The following is a 15,690-nucleotide window of genomic DNA, read 5'->3' on the forward strand; positions in this document are numbered from 1 at the left end:
CATTTATAATGGAATTAAGCAAGATATTAGAAGAGTGGTCCTTTCGATATCGTGTTTGGGCGAGCACAGATGCTTGCTACTGAAGGGAGAGAAGATTTATGCTTGATTTTAATGTACGTGGCGAAAATATTGAAGTGACAGAAGCAATCAGAAATTATGTGGAAAAACGCATTAGTAAACTAGAGAAGTATTTTGACTCTAGTATGAACGCTAAGGCCCATGTAAACCTAAAGGTTCATCCAGATAAAACAGCTAAGGTTGAGGTTACAATTCCACTTCCATATTTGGTACTAAGAGCTGAAGAAACATCACCTGATCTGTATGCAAGTGTTGATTTGGTAACTGATAAGTTGGAACGCCAAATCCGCAAATATAAAACAAAAATTAATCGTAAATCTCGTGAAAAAGGCTTTAAAGGGGTTGAGATTCCTAACGCTGACGTTGATGTGGACGATGGTGAAGATACTGATTCATCAGAGTCAAAATTTGACATTGTCAGAACAAAACGGGTTTCATTAAAACCAATGGATAGTGAAGAAGCTGTTTTGCAAATGGATATGTTGGGCCATGACTTCTTCGTTTATCAAGATGCAGAAACGGATGATGTAAACATTGTATATCGCCGTAATGATGGTCGCTATGGTTTGATTGAATCCAATGATTAATTAAATAAAATAAGTTTAAAACTGGAAATCAGGAGCTTAAATTTAGGTAAACCCTAAAAATAGCTGTTGGCTTTCCAGTTTTTTTGTATAGTTTGGTATCGAGTTCTGACTCTTTTTGTTTAAAAATAGGTGTAGTAATGTTAAAATGTTATATGGTCTACAAGTTTTTGGAATAACAAATATGTAATTTAAAAAAATTAACAGAGTTTAGATTTAAGAGGGGAATTGTTGAATGGCTAATGTATTAAGAAAATGGGTTGAAAGTGACAAGCGTGATCAAAGACGTTTGGATCGATTGGCTAATAAAGTTGAAGCATACAAAGATGAATACAGTCAATTGTCAGATGCAGATTTACAAGCTAAAACGCCTGAGTTTAAGGCTCGGCTAGAAAAAGGCGAAACGCTAGACGATATTTTACCAGAAGCATTTGCTGTTGCTCGTGAAGGTGCAAAACGAGTCTTAGGTCTTTTCCCATTCCATGTTCAAATTATGGGTGGCATTGTGCTACACGAAGGTAATATTGCCGAAATGAAAACTGGTGAAGGTAAAACTTTAACAGCTACTATGCCAGTTTATTTAAATGCTTTGGGTGGCAAAGGTGTACACGTTGTAACTGTTAATGAGTACTTGTCTGGCCGTGACGCTACTGAAATGGGTGAGTTGTATAACTGGCTTGGCTTAAGTGTCGGTTTAAATATTGCTGAAAAATCACCAGAAGAAAAACGGGCAGCTTATGCGGCTGATATTACGTATTCCACTAATAGTGAAATTGGTTTTGATTATTTGCGTGATAATATGGTTGTTTACAAAGAAGACATGGTTCAACGACCACTTAACTTTGCAATCATTGATGAAGTTGATTCAATTTTAATTGATGAGGCCAGAACACCATTAATTATTTCTGGACAATCTGAAAATGGTACTCACATGTATCGGCGAGCAGATCGATTTGCCAAGACTTTGACTGCGGAGAAAGATTATAAGATTGATTGGGAGTCAAAATCAATTTCTTTAACTGATACTGGAATTGAAAAAGCTGAGAAGTATTTCAATTTGAAAAATCTTTATGATGTAGATAACGCTTCGTTGACTCATCATCTAGATCAAGCGCTCCGTGCAAATTACATTATGTTAAAAGACAAGGACTACGTTGTGCAAGATGGCGAGGCCTTAATTGTTGATCAGTTTACTGGTCGTGTTATGGAAGGTCGTCGTTTTTCTGATGGGCTGCATCAAGCGATTGAAGCCAAAGAAAATGTTGAAATTCAAGAAGAAACAAAAACAATGGCCAACATTACGTACCAAAACTTATTCCGTATGTATCACAAACTTTCAGGAATGACAGGTACTGCTAAAACAGAACAAGAAGAGTTCCGTGAAATTTATAATATGGAAGTTATCTCAATCCCAACTAACCGTCCGATGATTCGTGATGATCGTGCTGACTTGCTTTATCCAACGTTAGATAGTAAATTCAATGCGGTAGTAAATGAAATCAAACAGTTACACGCTAAGGGCCAACCGATGTTAATTGGTACCGTGGCAGTTGAAACTTCTGAACATTTATCACATTTGCTGGATACAGAGAAAATTCCGCATGTTGTTTTAAATGCCAAAAACCATGCCAAAGAAGCCGAAATCATTATGAATGCCGGTCAAAAAGGCGCTGTTACAATTGCGACTAATATGGCTGGTCGAGGAACTGATATTAAATTGGGACCTGGAGTTAAAGAACTAGGCGGATTGGCTGTCATTGGGACTGAACGTCATGAGTCACGACGAATTGATAATCAGCTTCGTGGCCGTTCTGGGCGACAAGGTGATCCTGGTATGTCACAATTTTATCTATCACTGGAAGACGATTTGATGATTCGTTTTGGTTCTGAGCGAATCAAGAATTTGTTACAACGGCTTAAGGTTTCTGATGATGATGCGGTTATTCAAAGTCGAATGATCACCAAACAGGTTGAGTCTGCACAAAAACGTGTTGAAGGTAATAACTATGATTCACGTAAAAATGTTTTACAGTATGATGACGTTATGCGGGCGCAACGTGAAGTGATTTATAGTGAACGTCAACGTGTGATTATGGCAAAGACTTCTTTGAAGAATGTCATGGTTCCAATGATCGAACGCACAGTGAACCAGGTGGTTGATGTGCATACGCAAGGAACTGATAAGAAGAAGTGGGATCTCGAAACTATATTAGATTTTGCTAAATCCAATATGGTTAATGAAGATAGTATTTCGCTTAGTGATTTAACTGAGAAAACACCTGAAGAAATTAAAGGCTATTTGCTGAAACGAGCAAAAGAAATTTATGCTCAAAAAGAAAAACAATTATATGATCCAGCACAAATGTTGGAATTTGAAAAAGTTGTTATTTTACGTGTTGTTGATGCACATTGGACTGAGCATATTGATGCAATGGACCAACTTCGTCAATCAATTGGTTTGCGTGGATATGGACAATTAAATCCATTAGTTGAATATCAATCTGATGGTTATCGCATGTTTGAAGAAATGGTTTCAGATATTGAATATGATGCAACGCGTCTATTCTTGAAGTCAGAAATTCGTCAAAATATTCAACGATAATTCAGGTTAGAAAGAGAGGATTGGCATCAAAACGTTATGTTTTGACCAATCTTTTTTTCAAGTTAAAAATTAAGGAGCTAAAAAAATGGAATTAAGTGAAGCAAAGAAACAAATTAATCAAATGAACCAAGAAGTCGCAGACTTTAGGGGGTCGCTTTGACTTTGATAAACTAAGTGAAAGCATCTCGATCAACGAAGCCAAAATGGGTGAATCAGATTTCTGGAATGATCAAAAAAAGGCTCAAAAATTGATCGATGAAACTAATTTATTAAAGCAAAAATATGATCAATTTCATGCGTTACAAACACAAGTGGAAAATTTAGAGGTCACTGAAGAACTGTTAGAGGCTGAAGACGATGCAGATATGCAAACCGAATTTGAACAAGATTTTGCAAGTACGCAAAAAGCTTTAAGAGATTATCGTTTGGGACTTTTACTGAATGAAAAATATGATGCAAATAATGCAATTATTGAAATTCATCCAGGAGCTGGTGGTACTGAATCGCAGGACTGGGGGGCTATGTTGCTTCGGATGTATACAAGATGGGCTGAACAGCATAATTTTACCGTCACGATTGAAGATTATCAGGCGGGAGATGTAGCGGGTATTAATAGTGTCAGTGTGGTTATTGCTGGCCATAATGCTTATGGCTATTTGCGATCCGAAAAAGGTGTCCATCGATTAGTTCGTATCTCACCTTTTGATGCTGCCGGGCGTCGTCATACTTCGTTTGCTTCTGTTGATGTGATGCCCGAACTCGACGATTCAGTTGAGGTCAAAATTAACCCAGACGATCTGCGCGTGGACGTTTATCGTTCAAGTGGTGCTGGTGGACAGCATGTTAATAAGACTTCTTCGGCTGTAAGAATTACGCATTTACCAACTGGAATTGTGGTTGCTAGTCAGGCTCAACGATCACAATTACAAAATCGACAAACTGCGATGTCGATGCTACGAGCTAAATTATATGAACGTGAAGAACAAAAAAAAGCTGAACAACGTGCTAAAATTGAAGGAAAACAGTTAGAAATTGGCTGGGGTTCGCAGATTCGTTCTTACGTGTTTCATCCTTATTCAATGGTCAAGGATCATCGAACAAATTACGAAACTGCTAATGTTTCCGGCGTTATGGATGGAGACTTAGATGGTTTTATTGATGCATATCTTCAGTGGAAACTACAGCAGGCTAATCCCAAATAAATACCTTGTGTGATCGGAGGCAAAGCCATGAATAAGAAAATTTTAGTTGTTGACGATGAGCCGCCAATTGTGACATTGCTCACTTACAATCTGAATGAAGCGGGGTTTCAGGTTGCAAGTGTAGGAACAGGCAATCAAGCTCTAACATGGTTAAAAACTAATGATGCTGATTTGATTGTCATGGATCTTATGTTACCAGGAATCGATGGTTTAGAAACCATTCGACAAATTCGTGGGATGCAAAAGGATACTCCGGTTATTATATTAACTGCGAAAAATAATGAATTGGATAAAATAGTTGGTTTTGAAATTGGCGCTGATGATTATTTAACCAAACCATTTAGTCCACGAGAGTTGATTGCAAGAATCAAGGCAGTTTTACGGCGGACAGAGAATGGCCATCAACCTGTTTTAGCAACTGAAACATCTTCTCAAATACGTCATGTAGATGATCTTTCATTAGATTTGGATCGCTATGAAGTACGAAAAAACCAACAAAAAATTTCGTTAACCCCCAATGAATACAAATTATTAGTCTATTTATGGGATCATGCGGATCATGTTTTAAGTCGTGAAAGAATATTAAATGCGGTTTGGGGTTATGATTATGCTGGTCAAACACGAATGGTTGATATTCATATTAGTCATTTGCGTGATAAAATTGAGAATAATCCCAAAGATGCAAAATTAATTTTAACGGTGAGAGGCTTTGGATATGAATTCAATACGAAAAAAAATGCTGAATAGAACCTTGCGCTTTTTCTTGACCACTTTTATTGGTAATTTGTTAATGGCTTTCCTAGTTTTAAAGGCTGTTCAGAAGGGCCAACATAGTTTTAGTGCTAGAGAAATCAACTATGTTTTGTTATTTGCCATTACAATTTTTGTAACGGCCATCGAAGTCGTTGTTTATTGGAGCAACCTTCGCCAATCGCAATTGCGTCAAGCAGCATTAAACGAAAAACTGCAAGAAGTTTTAAAAGGTGAAAAAGCAAGTCAAATCGTCTTACCTAAAGATGATCCATTTTACGAATTGACCATGACGGTTAACCAAATTGAATCGCATGATCGTCATCAGATTCATAATTTAACTAATCAGGGTAACGAATTAAAAGCCATTGTAAATAATTTACCGGTGGGAGTCTTAGTAATTAATCGCCATCGGGAAGTACAGTTAGCCAATCCGGCAACTGTAGATTTGCTTCAATTGCAAATTAAAACAGATCCGCATCCTTATACAATGGATATTAATCAAAATGAACTACAGGCTTTAATTGAACGTACTTTTGAAACGAAGCGAAGCCATCATCGGACGATTCATTTAAAGCGTGAACCGAGTGAAAAGGTGGTTGAAGCAACGGTTGTTTATAATAAACAGGTTCATCATCATTTTGAAGTTATTGTATTACTGTATGATATTACGGAGGCATGGACAGTTGAACAGATGCAATTAAATTTTGTCAGCAATGCTAGTCATGAACTTCGAACACCAATTACCGCTATTTCCGGTTTTGCTGAAACCTTAATGAATGGTGCCAAAAATGATCCTGACAAACTTGATGAATTTTTGCGAATTATTCAAAAAGAAAGTCGCAAGTTGGTTCGTTTGGCAGATGATATTTTGTCCATTTCACGGACTCAGTCAGGCGGAGAACAATCCTTAAAAATTGCCGATTGTAATTTGGCTGCTTTAGGGCAGGAAGAGATTAAGCTATTACATCGAGGAATTCAGCTGCATCAAGTTGAAGTTTCCAATCAAATTCCAGAGAACGTGAAGGTTCAAACAGATGCCCAACAGTTAGGTCAAATCATTAAGAATCTGGTTGCAAATGGGATTCGCTATAATCGCCCACACGGCCATGTGAAGTTGTCCTATGAAGAGGTAACAAATCGATGGAAATTAATCGTTGAAGATGATGGTATTGGTATTGCCCCGGAAGAACAACATAAGGTCTTTGAACGCTTTTATCGGGTTAACGCAAATAAACCGGGTGAACTAGTTAGTGGAACTGGTTTGGGCTTACCAATTGTTGCTGAGAGTGTCAAAAACCTTGGTGGCGAAATTCGTCTGAAATCAGAACCAGGGAAAGGTTCTCAATTTATTTTAACTTTTCCTAAAGAGTGGAAGCCGAGTCCTGAATATTAAATGTGATAAATTAGAAATAAATCCGTATATAACATCAATGAAAAGTAATTTTCGTTGGTGTTTTTTTGTGCGCTTTTTAGAGAATAAACGTAATTACTGACTAGGATTTAGATACCTGTTTCTAACCTTTACACAACCTTTACATGAACAACACGATAGCTAAACACAAGGTTGCTAAACTCAGAGGTGAAAGGTGAGAGGGGATGGCACAAATGAAACGAATTGTGGGGTTGATTGTGATTATCTTTGCTGCTGTGTTCAGTTTGACTGGTTGCGGTGCTAAAAAAAGTCAATCAATCACAGTTGTAGGATCAACGGCTTTACAGCCACTTGTAGAAAGAGCGGCCACAAACTATCAGTTAAAAAATTCGCAGGTTAATATCACGGTACAAGGTGGCGGGTCTGGTACTGGTTTAAGTCAAGTTCAAGCTGGCGCCGTAACAATTGGAAATTCAGACGTTTTTGCAGAAAATCAAGCAGGGATCAAGGCTTCTTTATTAGTAGATCATAAAGTAGCAGTGGTTGGTATTGCGCCCGTCGTCAATAAAAAGGTCACGGTTCGTAATTTAACGAGCCACCAATTAGCACAAATATTCACCGGTAAAATTACCAATTGGCGTCAGGTTGGCGGAAAAAATCAAAAAATTACGATTATCAATCGAGCTCAAGGAAGCGGAATTCGAAATGCGTTTGAAAGTATTATTTTAAATGGTAAAACAGCTATTCAATCGCAAGAACAAGATTCAAATGGAACTGTTCAAAAAATTGTGGCTGCAACGCCAGGAGCCATAAGTTATCTTTCTTTTTCTTATGTAAATGATCAAGTACGTGTCCTTAAATTAGATGGTGTGACACCGGTAGCTAAAAATGTGATGAATAATCGTTGGAAAATTTGGTCGTATGAACATATGTATACCAAAGGAAAACCAGATAAACAGACGCAGAAATTTTTGAACTATATTAAATCACCAAGTTCACAAAAGCAGTTAATTACAGATTTAGGATACATTTCAATTCACGATATGCAAGTTATCCGAGATCAACATGGAAAAGTGCATAAAAATTAACATCATGATAGGTCTAATTAAATTACTTTAAGTGTCTTAGTACAATTTATTATCTGAGGGAGAAAGGTTGTGAAAAACTTGGATGAAATTAAACGTCAATTAACCAAATCATCGAAAGCAACCAGACAGGATCGTTATGGTCGAATAATTGCCTTTGTCTGCACATTTATTATTGGATTGCTGGTAGCAGCTATTTTCTATTTAGTTGCGTCCAGAGGATTGGCTACCTTTTTTGAAAATCATGTGTCAGCGTGGGATTTCTTTACAAAGCAGGATTGGAATCCTGGTCAGGTAAGTAAAAATGGCACGCCAGAAGTTGGTGCCTTACCAATGATTGTAGGTTCGTTTTCGGTTACGGTATTGTCAGCACTGTTGGCGACACCATTTGCGATTGCCATGGCCTTATTTATGACAGAAATCGCCCCCAAAAGAGGTCAAAAAATCCTACAACCAGTAATTGAACTGTTGGTTGGAATTCCTTCTGTAGTATATGGATTCGTTGGGTTAACCATTGTTGTGCCCGTTGTTAGAAAGTTGGTTGGAGGAACTGGTTTTGGAATTTTGGCAGGGACTATTGTGTTGTTTATTATGGTTTTACCAACAATAACATCAATGTATGTAGATAGTCTCCGCTCGGTTCCGAGATTTTATCGAGAAGCGTCGCTAGCACTGGGAGCAACGAGATGGCAAACCATTTATAAGGTTGTTTTAAGAGCTTCAGTGCCTGGTTTGCTAACGGCAATTATTTTTGGGATGGCACGGGCATTTGGTGAAGCATTGGCCGTTCAAATGGTCATTGGGAATGCGTCGTTATTACCACATAATTTAATTTCTCCGGCTTCAACGCTAACCAGTGTGTTAACGACTGGAATGGGAAATACAGTTATGGGAACTTTACCAAACAACGCATTGTGGTCCCTAGCGTTGATATTACTATTAATGTCACTAGCATTTAACTTGATTGTTCGCTTGATTGGCCGAAAAGGGAGGTTGACAAAATGAACGCCAAAAGAATGGATAAACTGGCAACAGCGATTATTGGAATTTTAGTTGGCATTGTCGTATTGATTCTTATTTCTTTGATTGGTTACATTTTGGTAACCGGTATTCCTCATATATCATGGCACTTTTTAACCTCGCCTTCTCAAGCTTTTTTAAAGGGTGGCGGAATTGGTGACCAACTATTTAATTCGTTTTATTTATTAATTTTAACGTTGCTTATTTCTTTCCCAATTGCACTTGGTGCTGGAATTTACTTATTCGAATATGCGCCTAAAAATTGGGTAACCAATACAATTCGGGTTGCAATTGAAGTTTTAAGCTCGTTACCATCAGTTGTGGTTGGTTTGTTTGGTTTTTTACTCTTTGTTGTTCAATTTAAACTGGGATTTTCAATTTTGTCAGGAGCAATTGCCTTAACCTTTTTCAATCTACCATTATTAACGCGCAGTATTGAAAACTCATTGGCGGCCGTACCTAAATTACAAAGAGAAGCTGGGCTAGCTTTGGGTTTTTCACGCTGGCAAACGATTCTGGGGGTAATTTTTCCCGAAGCTCTTCCGGGAATTTTGACCGCAATTATATTAAGCGCAGGGCGGATCTTCGGTGAAGCCGCAGCTTTAATTTATACGGCCGGTCAAAGTGCTCCGATGTTGAATTATGCCAATTGGAATCCGTTCAGTCCTACTAGTCCATTGAACCCAATGCGACCTGCAGAAACATTGGCTGTGCATATTTGGAAAATTAATTCAGAAGGAATTATGCCAGATGCAAGTGCAGTATCGGTCGGAGCTTCAGCAGTCTTAATTCTAGCGGTGTTAATTTTTAATTTTTCCGCTCGCTGGGCAGGAAACCGTATTTACCGAAAAGTAACGGCATCAAAATAAAATGAGGTGGTTTAAGTGAAAACTTATTCGTTAACGGAAAATTATATTCATAAATTTGATTCAACTAAGACCACCATTGGATTGGCTACGGAAGATTTGCAGGTCTTTTATGGTGATTATCATGCAATGTATGATGGAAATTTACAGTTTCCTAAACATGCAATTACAGCAATGATTGGGGCCTCTGGATCAGGAAAATCGACGTTTTTGCGCTGCCTTAATCGAATGAATGATGATATTGCAACTGTACAAGGGAAAATTTTTTATCAAGGAATTGATATTAATGCAAGCAATATTAATGTGTACGAAATGCGAAAGCACGTAGGAATGGTTTTTCAACGCCCCAATCCGTTTGCTAAATCAATTTTTCAAAATATAGCTTATCCGCTTCAAAAAGCGGGGATCAAAAATAAAACGGAATTAAAGCAACGAGTTGAGAAAAGTTTAAAACAGGCGGCTTTGTGGGATGAAGTAAAAGACGATTTGAATCGAAGTGCTTTAGCTCTATCAGGTGGGCAGCAACAACGTCTCTGTATTGCACGAGCCTTAGCCATGAACCCCGATGTCTTGTTGTTAGATGAGCCAGCAAGTGCCTTAGATCCCATTTCAACGGGAAAACTCGAACAGGCCCTACACGATTTACAGCAGCAATATACGATAATTATGGTGACCCATAGCATGCAACAAGCTTCTCGAATCAGTGATTATACGGCCTTCTTTCATATGGGTCATGTGATTGAATTTGATCGTACAGAAAACATTTTTACCAACCCACATATTCAGGCTACTGAGGATTATATTTCTGGTAATTTTGGTTAGGAGGGGAATAGAGAATGGAAAATGTCATTACAACGCGAAATGTTCGCCTGTATTACGGGAAACATGAAGCTTTACATGGAATTGATCTTGATTTTCCTAAACAGGAAATTACCGCGTTAATTGGGCCATCGGGGAGTGGTAAATCAACGTTTTTACGTTGCTTGAATCGTATGAATGATCTAGTCGCCGATGTCACGATTACGGGAAGTCTTAAATTAGATGGCAAAGATATATATCGCCCGCAAACGGATGTGGTCGAGCTTCGAAAACGTGTTGGAATGGTTTTTCAGCAACCCAATCCTTTTCCGTTTTCTGTGTTTGATAATGTTGCATTTGGCCTGCGTTTAGCTGGTGTAAAAGATCGTGCCACTATTAAACAACGCGTTGAAATCAGTTTAAAACAAGCTGCGGTCTGGGATGAAGTGAAGGATAAACTAACCGAAAATGCATTGTCATTTTCGGGTGGCCAGCAACAACGAATTTGTATTGCGCGTGTTTTGGCCGTTCGACCGGAAATTATTTTAATGGATGAACCAACTAGTGCGTTAGATCCAGTTTCGGCGGGCAAGATTGAAGATATGTTACTGGACATTAAGGATAAATTTACGATTGCCATTGTGACTCATAATATGCAACAGGCATCGCGTATTTCAGATCGAACAGCCTTCTTTCTTGATGGAAAATTGGTTGAATCAGGACCTACAAAACAACTTTTTCTGACACCTGAGAAAGAAGAGACTAGTGATTACTTAAACGGGAAATTTGGTTAAAAACGGAGGTAGGAGTTATGCGTGGAATCTTTGAAGATGAGTTAAAAAAATTGCATGGTAAATTCACAGAAATGGGAATTAATGTAAGTGAAGCTATTTATCGAGCTTCAAAATCTTTTATTGATCATGACAAGGAATTGGCGCAACAAGTGATTAGACATGATGAAGAAATTAATGAAGAGGAAATCAAATTAGAAGATCAGGCATTAATGTTGATTGCTCTTCAACAACCGGTGGCCACTGACTTTCGACGCATTATTATTGTTTTGAAAGCAAGTTCTGATTTGGAGCGAATTGGGGATCATGCGGTGGGAATTGCACGTGAATCTATTCAATTGAAAGGTGAGCATCGGGTTGCAGAAATTGAAAACGATATTGCCGAAATGACAAATAATGTGCGTGCCATGCTGGAAGAGGTTTTGGATGCCTATGTTAAAGAGGATGAAACGAGTGCCAAAAAGATTGCCGACACGAATCAAAAAATTGATGAAGAATATGCTGAAGTAAGAGAGAAAATTATTAAAATGATGAAACAAGATGCCAAGGTAATTAAGGGCAGTACTAGTTACCTAATGGTTGCTAGTTACTTGGAAAGAATTGGGGATCATATTAGTAACGTGGCCGAGTGGGTAGTTTACAATGAAACTGGGCATCTTGCGGAATTAACTCCTGATCGTCACCCTGAAGAAAGTTAAGAGCAAGATTTAATAAGTTGTTGAAAAAGCTGACCTGTAGTTTGGAAAATTTCATTGAACTGTTCGTGACAGAAATTATCTAGATTAGGTGGAATTTTAAAGCTTTTTTAACACTTTTTTATTTTCAGTGGTTAAGTTTGCCAATTACGCTTCACAAGCTGTAGAATATAACTAATCAATAACTTGAGGTGAATAACTTATGAAATCAAATTCAAAACGAAAATTTACAAAATCAAATAGTCGGATGGTCGCTGGAGTTTTGGGTGGCATTGCTAATTACTTTGCCATTGATGCTTCAATTGTTAGAGTGGCTTTTGTGATCTTAACCTTAATTGCTCACGTTTGGCCAGGCATTTTAATTTATGCATTATTAGCTTGGTTAATACCAGCAAGCCAGGAACAACGCATGGGCGGATTTACTGAAAACTTCTTTACGGGTTTTGAGCAGCCTCAACAACCAAAGACAAGAAAACGAAAAGTTATTAAGGATGTACAAGAAGAGGACGATCCAACTTCTAAACATCAGAAATAGGAGGAAGAACGTTTTATGAAATTTTGGCAAAGAGTAGTGGTTGACGCAATTATTTTTATTGCTTTAGCTGGGTTTTACCGAAATAGCGGAAGCTTTGTTGTGACCAGCGTGTGGGTTGCCATTGGAGCTAGTTTAGTGCTGGCTGTTTTGAACGCATCAGTCAAACCTTTCCTACAGTTAATATCCTTACCAATTACAATTTTAACATTGGGGTTATTTAGTATTGTAATCAATGCGGTTATTTTACAATTAACCTCCTTTTTGGTTGGACCAGCAAGCTTTTATTTCTCATCATTTGGGATGACAATGTGGATTGCGTTGCTGATGTCCATTTTAAACGCGATCATTTCAAATTACTTTATTAATCGATAGTAGTTTGAGTAATAAAATCACAGGGGGTTTTATTTTTGGCAGATAGTGTAAAAGTAGCGGATCTAGTAAAATCAACACGCTTAGATGTTTATTCTGGAAAAGAATTCTTAAAGAAGAGAGATATTACGGTTAGTGATATTTCGCGACCCGGTTTGGAGTTAACCGGGTATTTTAATTTCTATCCTCATGAACGGGTTCAGTTGTTTGGCCGAACCGAAATTTCATATGCAAAGGGCAGTATGACAAGTGAAGAACGTTTAGATGTTTACCAACGAATGGCACATGACGACACACCTGCCTTTGTTATTTCGCGTGGTTTACCGATTCCAGAGGAACTGACAACGGCGGCTAAAGCTAAAAATATTCCAGTTTTGGGATCGGCGCTACCAACTTCTCGATTATTAAGTAATATGACTAACTTTTTGGAAGGCAAGCTAGCTGAACGGCAATCAGTTCACGGTGAGCTAGTTGATATTTATGGACTAGGTGTATTAATAACGGGTGATTCTGGGGTTGGTAAAAGTGAGACGGCTTTGGAACTTGTTAAACGTGGCCATCGTTTAATTGCAGATGATCGCGTAGATGTTTATCAACAAGATGAGCAAACCTTAGTTGGTGAAGCTCCCAAGATCCTGCGTCACCTTCTAGAAATTCGTGGGGTTGGTATTATTGATGTGATGAATTTATTTGGAGCAGGCGCGGTTCGTACTGAAACAGATATCAACCTGATTGTCCATTTGGAAAACTGGGATGATGATAAACAGTTTGATCGTTTAGGTAACGGGCAACAAACGCGGAAATTCTTTGACGTGGAAATCCCAAGAATTGCGATTCCTGTAAGAACAGGACGTAACTTGGCCGTCATTATTGAATCTGCAGCGATGAACTTCAGAGCTAAAAACATGGGCTACGATGCTACGAAAGTCTTTGATGATAACTTAAATGAGTTGATTAAAGATAATTCCAAAAAAAATTAGCAGGAGATGACGGGAGTGGGAATTTTACTAGGAGCGTTAAACCCCATTGCATTAAAAATGGGACCATTTGAAATTCATTGGTATGGTGTGATCATTGCAAGTGCGGTTGTGCTTGCAACATTTTTAGCTGTTCGCGAGGGGAAAAAACGACAAATTAATCCGGATGATATTTATGATATGATCCTTTGGGCGTTACCAGTGGCTTTGATTTCAGCACGGGCTTATTATGTGGCGTTTGAATGGCCCTATTATGCACAACACCCAGATCAGATTATTGCGATTTGGGATGGTGGTATTGCCATCTATGGTTCCTTAATTGGTGCCGGGATAGTTGTGTACTTTTTCTGCAGATCTAAATGGATTCCAGTGTGGCTAATGCTTGATGTGGCAGGACCGGTCGTCTTAATGGCACAAGGAATTGGTCGATGGGGAAACTTTATGAATCAAGAGGCTTTTGGGCGAATTACTTCATTACAGTTTTTGCAAAACTTACATATTCCCCATTTTATAATTCAACAAATGTTTATTGACGGTGCCTATCGCCAACCCACTTTTTTGTATGAGTCACTTTGGGATATTTTAGGTTTTATTCTTTTGATGAGTTTTCGTCATCGGAAAAACTTATTTAAACGAGGTGAGGTTTTTCTAAGTTACGTTATTTGGTATTCATTCGGACGTTTTTTCATCGAGGGAATGAGAACCGATAGTTTAATGATTGGAAACGTTATTCGTGTTTCGCAAGTCTTGTCGGTCGTCTTGTTTGTTGGTGGGATTACATTATGGCTCATTAGACGAAAACGGATGCCCAATAATCCATGGTATTTAGATGGAAACGAATTAAATCCGCAGAAAAGTTGAGTAATCGCGGCGAGTGTTGGATAATAGAAATGTAAATCAAGAAATGATTAATTATAAGGAGTTATATTGATGTCTGAGAAAATTGCGGTATTAGGTGCTGGTTCATGGGGTAGTATTTTGGCCAACATGTTAACAGAGAACGGAAATGATGTTCGAGTTTGGTCAAACATGCCTGAGCAAGTCAAGGAATTAAATGATAAGCACACTAATGAACATTATGTTCCGGGATTTAAGTATTCGGATAAGTTAGTTGCTTATGATGATCTAGAAGCAGCCCTTGATGGTGTTGCAGTAGTTTTGTTTGTTGTCCCGACTAAGGTAATGCGTCTAGTGGCTAACGAAATGGTTGAAGTTTTGGAAAAAACTGGTAACAAGCCAATTATTGTCCATGCCAGCAAAGGCTTGGAACAGGGAACGCACAAACGTCTTTCTCAAGTGCTTGAAGAAGAAATTCCAGAACGTAATCGCAAAGCTATTGTAGTTTTGTCAGGTCCTAGTCATGCAGAAGAAGTTGCTAAAAAAGACATCACTTTGGTAACAGCAGCAAGCACAAATCAGGAAGCTGCCAAAAAGATTCAAAAATTGTTTATGAATAAGTACTTCCGTGTTTACACAAATGACGATGTTATCGGTGTAGAAACAGGGGCAGCTCTTAAGAATATTATTGCTTTGGGCGCTGGTGCTCTTCACGGTTTAGGCTATGGAGACGATGCAAAAGCGGCTTTGATGACCCGAGGTTTAGCTGAAATTAGTCGATTAGGTGTAGCTTTAGGAGCAAAACCGTTGACCTTTATTGGCTTGTCCGGTGTTGGTGATTTAATCGTTACGGCAACTAGTGTCCATTCCCGAAACTGGCGTGCTGGGAATGAATTGGGACAAGGAATGCCTTTAAAAGAAGTGATTGATACCATGGGAATGGTTATTGAGGGAATTCCTTCAACACAAGCAGCGTACGAATTGGCTGCTCAAAATCATATTGACATGCCGATTACAACCGCCATCTATGACGTTTTGTACAATGGTAAAGATGTTAAAACGGCCATCGAAGAACTGATGGATCGCGAAGGCAAACCCGAAATTGAATAAGTAAATTAAAAAGGAG

16 protein-coding genes are annotated in these 15,690 nt (G+C 38.4%); all 16 read left to right on the forward strand.

Features of this window, described 5'->3' with window-relative positions:
• Positions 1–98 precede the first annotated feature (98 nt).
• On the forward strand, positions 99–665 hold the full coding sequence (gene raiA / locus AB3219_RS06310) for a ribosome hibernation-promoting factor, HPF/YfiA family (protein WP_216754213.1): 567 nt from the start codon (positions 99–101) through the stop codon (positions 663–665).
• A gap of 232 nt (positions 666–897) precedes the next feature.
• Positions 898–3,264, forward strand: coding sequence for a preprotein translocase subunit SecA (gene secA / locus AB3219_RS06315; protein ID WP_057805845.1), 2,367 nt, complete (start codon positions 898–900; stop codon positions 3,262–3,264).
• 85 nt (positions 3,265–3,349) lie between these two features.
• A protein-coding gene (gene prfB, locus AB3219_RS06320) for a peptide chain release factor 2 (RefSeq protein ID WP_216754277.1) occupies positions 3,350–4,466 on the forward strand; the annotation gives its coding sequence in 2 pieces (ribosomal slippage) (positions 3,350–3,421 and positions 3,423–4,466; 1,116 coding nt in all).
• 27 nt (positions 4,467–4,493) lie between these two features.
• Complete coding sequence (locus tag AB3219_RS06325) at positions 4,494–5,213, forward strand: response regulator transcription factor (protein ID WP_263773352.1); 720 nt, start codon at positions 4,494–4,496, stop codon at positions 5,211–5,213.
• Positions 5,182–6,612: an ATP-binding protein gene (locus tag AB3219_RS06330; protein WP_216762537.1), complete on the forward strand. Its 1,431-nt coding sequence runs from the start codon at positions 5,182–5,184 to the stop codon at positions 6,610–6,612. Before AB3219_RS06325 ends, AB3219_RS06330 begins: the two co-directional genes overlap by 32 nt.
• A gap of 212 nt (positions 6,613–6,824) precedes the next feature.
• Positions 6,825–7,679, forward strand: coding sequence for a phosphate ABC transporter substrate-binding protein PstS family protein (locus AB3219_RS06335; protein WP_311735520.1), 855 nt, complete (start codon positions 6,825–6,827; stop codon positions 7,677–7,679).
• 78 nt (positions 7,680–7,757) lie between these two features.
• Positions 7,758–8,681, forward strand: coding sequence for a phosphate ABC transporter permease subunit PstC (pstC, locus tag AB3219_RS06340; protein ID WP_216762540.1), 924 nt, complete (start codon positions 7,758–7,760; stop codon positions 8,679–8,681).
• Positions 8,678–9,565, forward strand: coding sequence for a phosphate ABC transporter permease PstA (gene pstA, locus AB3219_RS06345; protein ID WP_263773351.1), 888 nt, complete (start codon positions 8,678–8,680; stop codon positions 9,563–9,565). Before pstC ends, pstA begins: the two co-directional genes overlap by 4 nt.
• 45 nt (positions 9,566–9,610) lie before the next feature.
• On the forward strand, positions 9,611–10,384 hold the full coding sequence (gene pstB / locus AB3219_RS06350; RefSeq protein ID WP_260365500.1) for a phosphate ABC transporter ATP-binding protein PstB: 774 nt from the start codon (positions 9,611–9,613) through the stop codon (positions 10,382–10,384).
• Positions 10,385–10,398: 14 nt separating this feature from the next.
• Positions 10,399–11,154, forward strand: a complete 756-nt coding sequence (gene pstB / locus AB3219_RS06355; protein WP_216754283.1) for a phosphate ABC transporter ATP-binding protein PstB — start codon at positions 10,399–10,401, stop codon at positions 11,152–11,154.
• A gap of 17 nt (positions 11,155–11,171) precedes the next feature.
• Entirely contained in the window at positions 11,172–11,849 is a 678-nt protein-coding gene (phoU, locus tag AB3219_RS06360; RefSeq protein WP_057806746.1) for a phosphate signaling complex protein PhoU, read from the forward strand.
• 199 nt (positions 11,850–12,048) lie between these two features.
• The gene (locus AB3219_RS06365) at positions 12,049–12,381 is read left to right on the forward strand and encodes a PspC domain-containing protein (RefSeq protein WP_216754284.1); all 333 of its coding nucleotides are present in this window, start codon (positions 12,049–12,051) and stop codon (positions 12,379–12,381) included.
• 15 nt (positions 12,382–12,396) lie between these two features.
• Positions 12,397–12,753 (forward strand): phage holin family protein, encoded by a 357-nt coding sequence (locus AB3219_RS06370; RefSeq protein WP_216754285.1) that lies wholly within the window; start codon positions 12,397–12,399, stop codon positions 12,751–12,753.
• Positions 12,754–12,788: 35 nt separating this feature from the next.
• Positions 12,789–13,730 (forward strand): HPr(Ser) kinase/phosphatase, encoded by a 942-nt coding sequence (gene hprK / locus AB3219_RS06375; RefSeq protein ID WP_057806741.1) that lies wholly within the window; start codon positions 12,789–12,791, stop codon positions 13,728–13,730.
• 15 nt (positions 13,731–13,745) lie between these two features.
• Positions 13,746–14,588: a prolipoprotein diacylglyceryl transferase gene (gene lgt / locus AB3219_RS06380; protein ID WP_216754293.1), complete on the forward strand. Its 843-nt coding sequence runs from the start codon at positions 13,746–13,748 to the stop codon at positions 14,586–14,588.
• 69 nt (positions 14,589–14,657) lie between these two features.
• On the forward strand, positions 14,658–15,674 hold the full coding sequence (locus AB3219_RS06385) for an NAD(P)H-dependent glycerol-3-phosphate dehydrogenase (RefSeq protein ID WP_216754286.1): 1,017 nt from the start codon (positions 14,658–14,660) through the stop codon (positions 15,672–15,674).
• The last annotated feature ends 16 nt before the right edge of the window (positions 15,675–15,690 follow it).

The sequence above is a fragment of the Pediococcus ethanolidurans genome (assembly GCF_964062635.1).
Classification (GTDB): domain Bacteria; phylum Bacillota; class Bacilli; order Lactobacillales; family Lactobacillaceae; genus Pediococcus; species Pediococcus ethanolidurans.

Bases quoted from the DNA above. Each gene is read 5' to 3' on its own strand.
- raiA (WP_216754213.1), top strand. From the start codon at position 99: ATGCTTGATTTTAATGTACGTGGCGAAAATATTGAAGTGACAGAAGCA.
- secA (WP_057805845.1), top strand. From the start codon at position 898: ATGGCTAATGTATTAAGAAAATGGGTTGAAAGTGACAAGCGTGATCAA.
- AB3219_RS06325 (WP_263773352.1), top strand. From the start codon at position 4,494: ATGAATAAGAAAATTTTAGTTGTTGACGATGAGCCGCCAATTGTGACA.
- AB3219_RS06330 (WP_216762537.1), top strand. From the start codon at position 5,182: ATGAATTCAATACGAAAAAAAATGCTGAATAGAACCTTGCGCTTTTTC.
- AB3219_RS06335 (WP_311735520.1), top strand. From the start codon at position 6,825: ATGAAACGAATTGTGGGGTTGATTGTGATTATCTTTGCTGCTGTGTTC.
- pstA (WP_263773351.1), top strand. From the start codon at position 8,678: ATGAACGCCAAAAGAATGGATAAACTGGCAACAGCGATTATTGGAATT.
- pstB (WP_216754283.1), top strand. From the start codon at position 10,399: ATGGAAAATGTCATTACAACGCGAAATGTTCGCCTGTATTACGGGAAA.
- phoU (WP_057806746.1), top strand. From the start codon at position 11,172: ATGCGTGGAATCTTTGAAGATGAGTTAAAAAAATTGCATGGTAAATTC.
- AB3219_RS06365 (WP_216754284.1), top strand. From the start codon at position 12,049: ATGAAATCAAATTCAAAACGAAAATTTACAAAATCAAATAGTCGGATG.
- AB3219_RS06370 (WP_216754285.1), top strand. From the start codon at position 12,397: ATGAAATTTTGGCAAAGAGTAGTGGTTGACGCAATTATTTTTATTGCT.
- AB3219_RS06385 (WP_216754286.1), top strand. From the start codon at position 14,658: ATGTCTGAGAAAATTGCGGTATTAGGTGCTGGTTCATGGGGTAGTATT.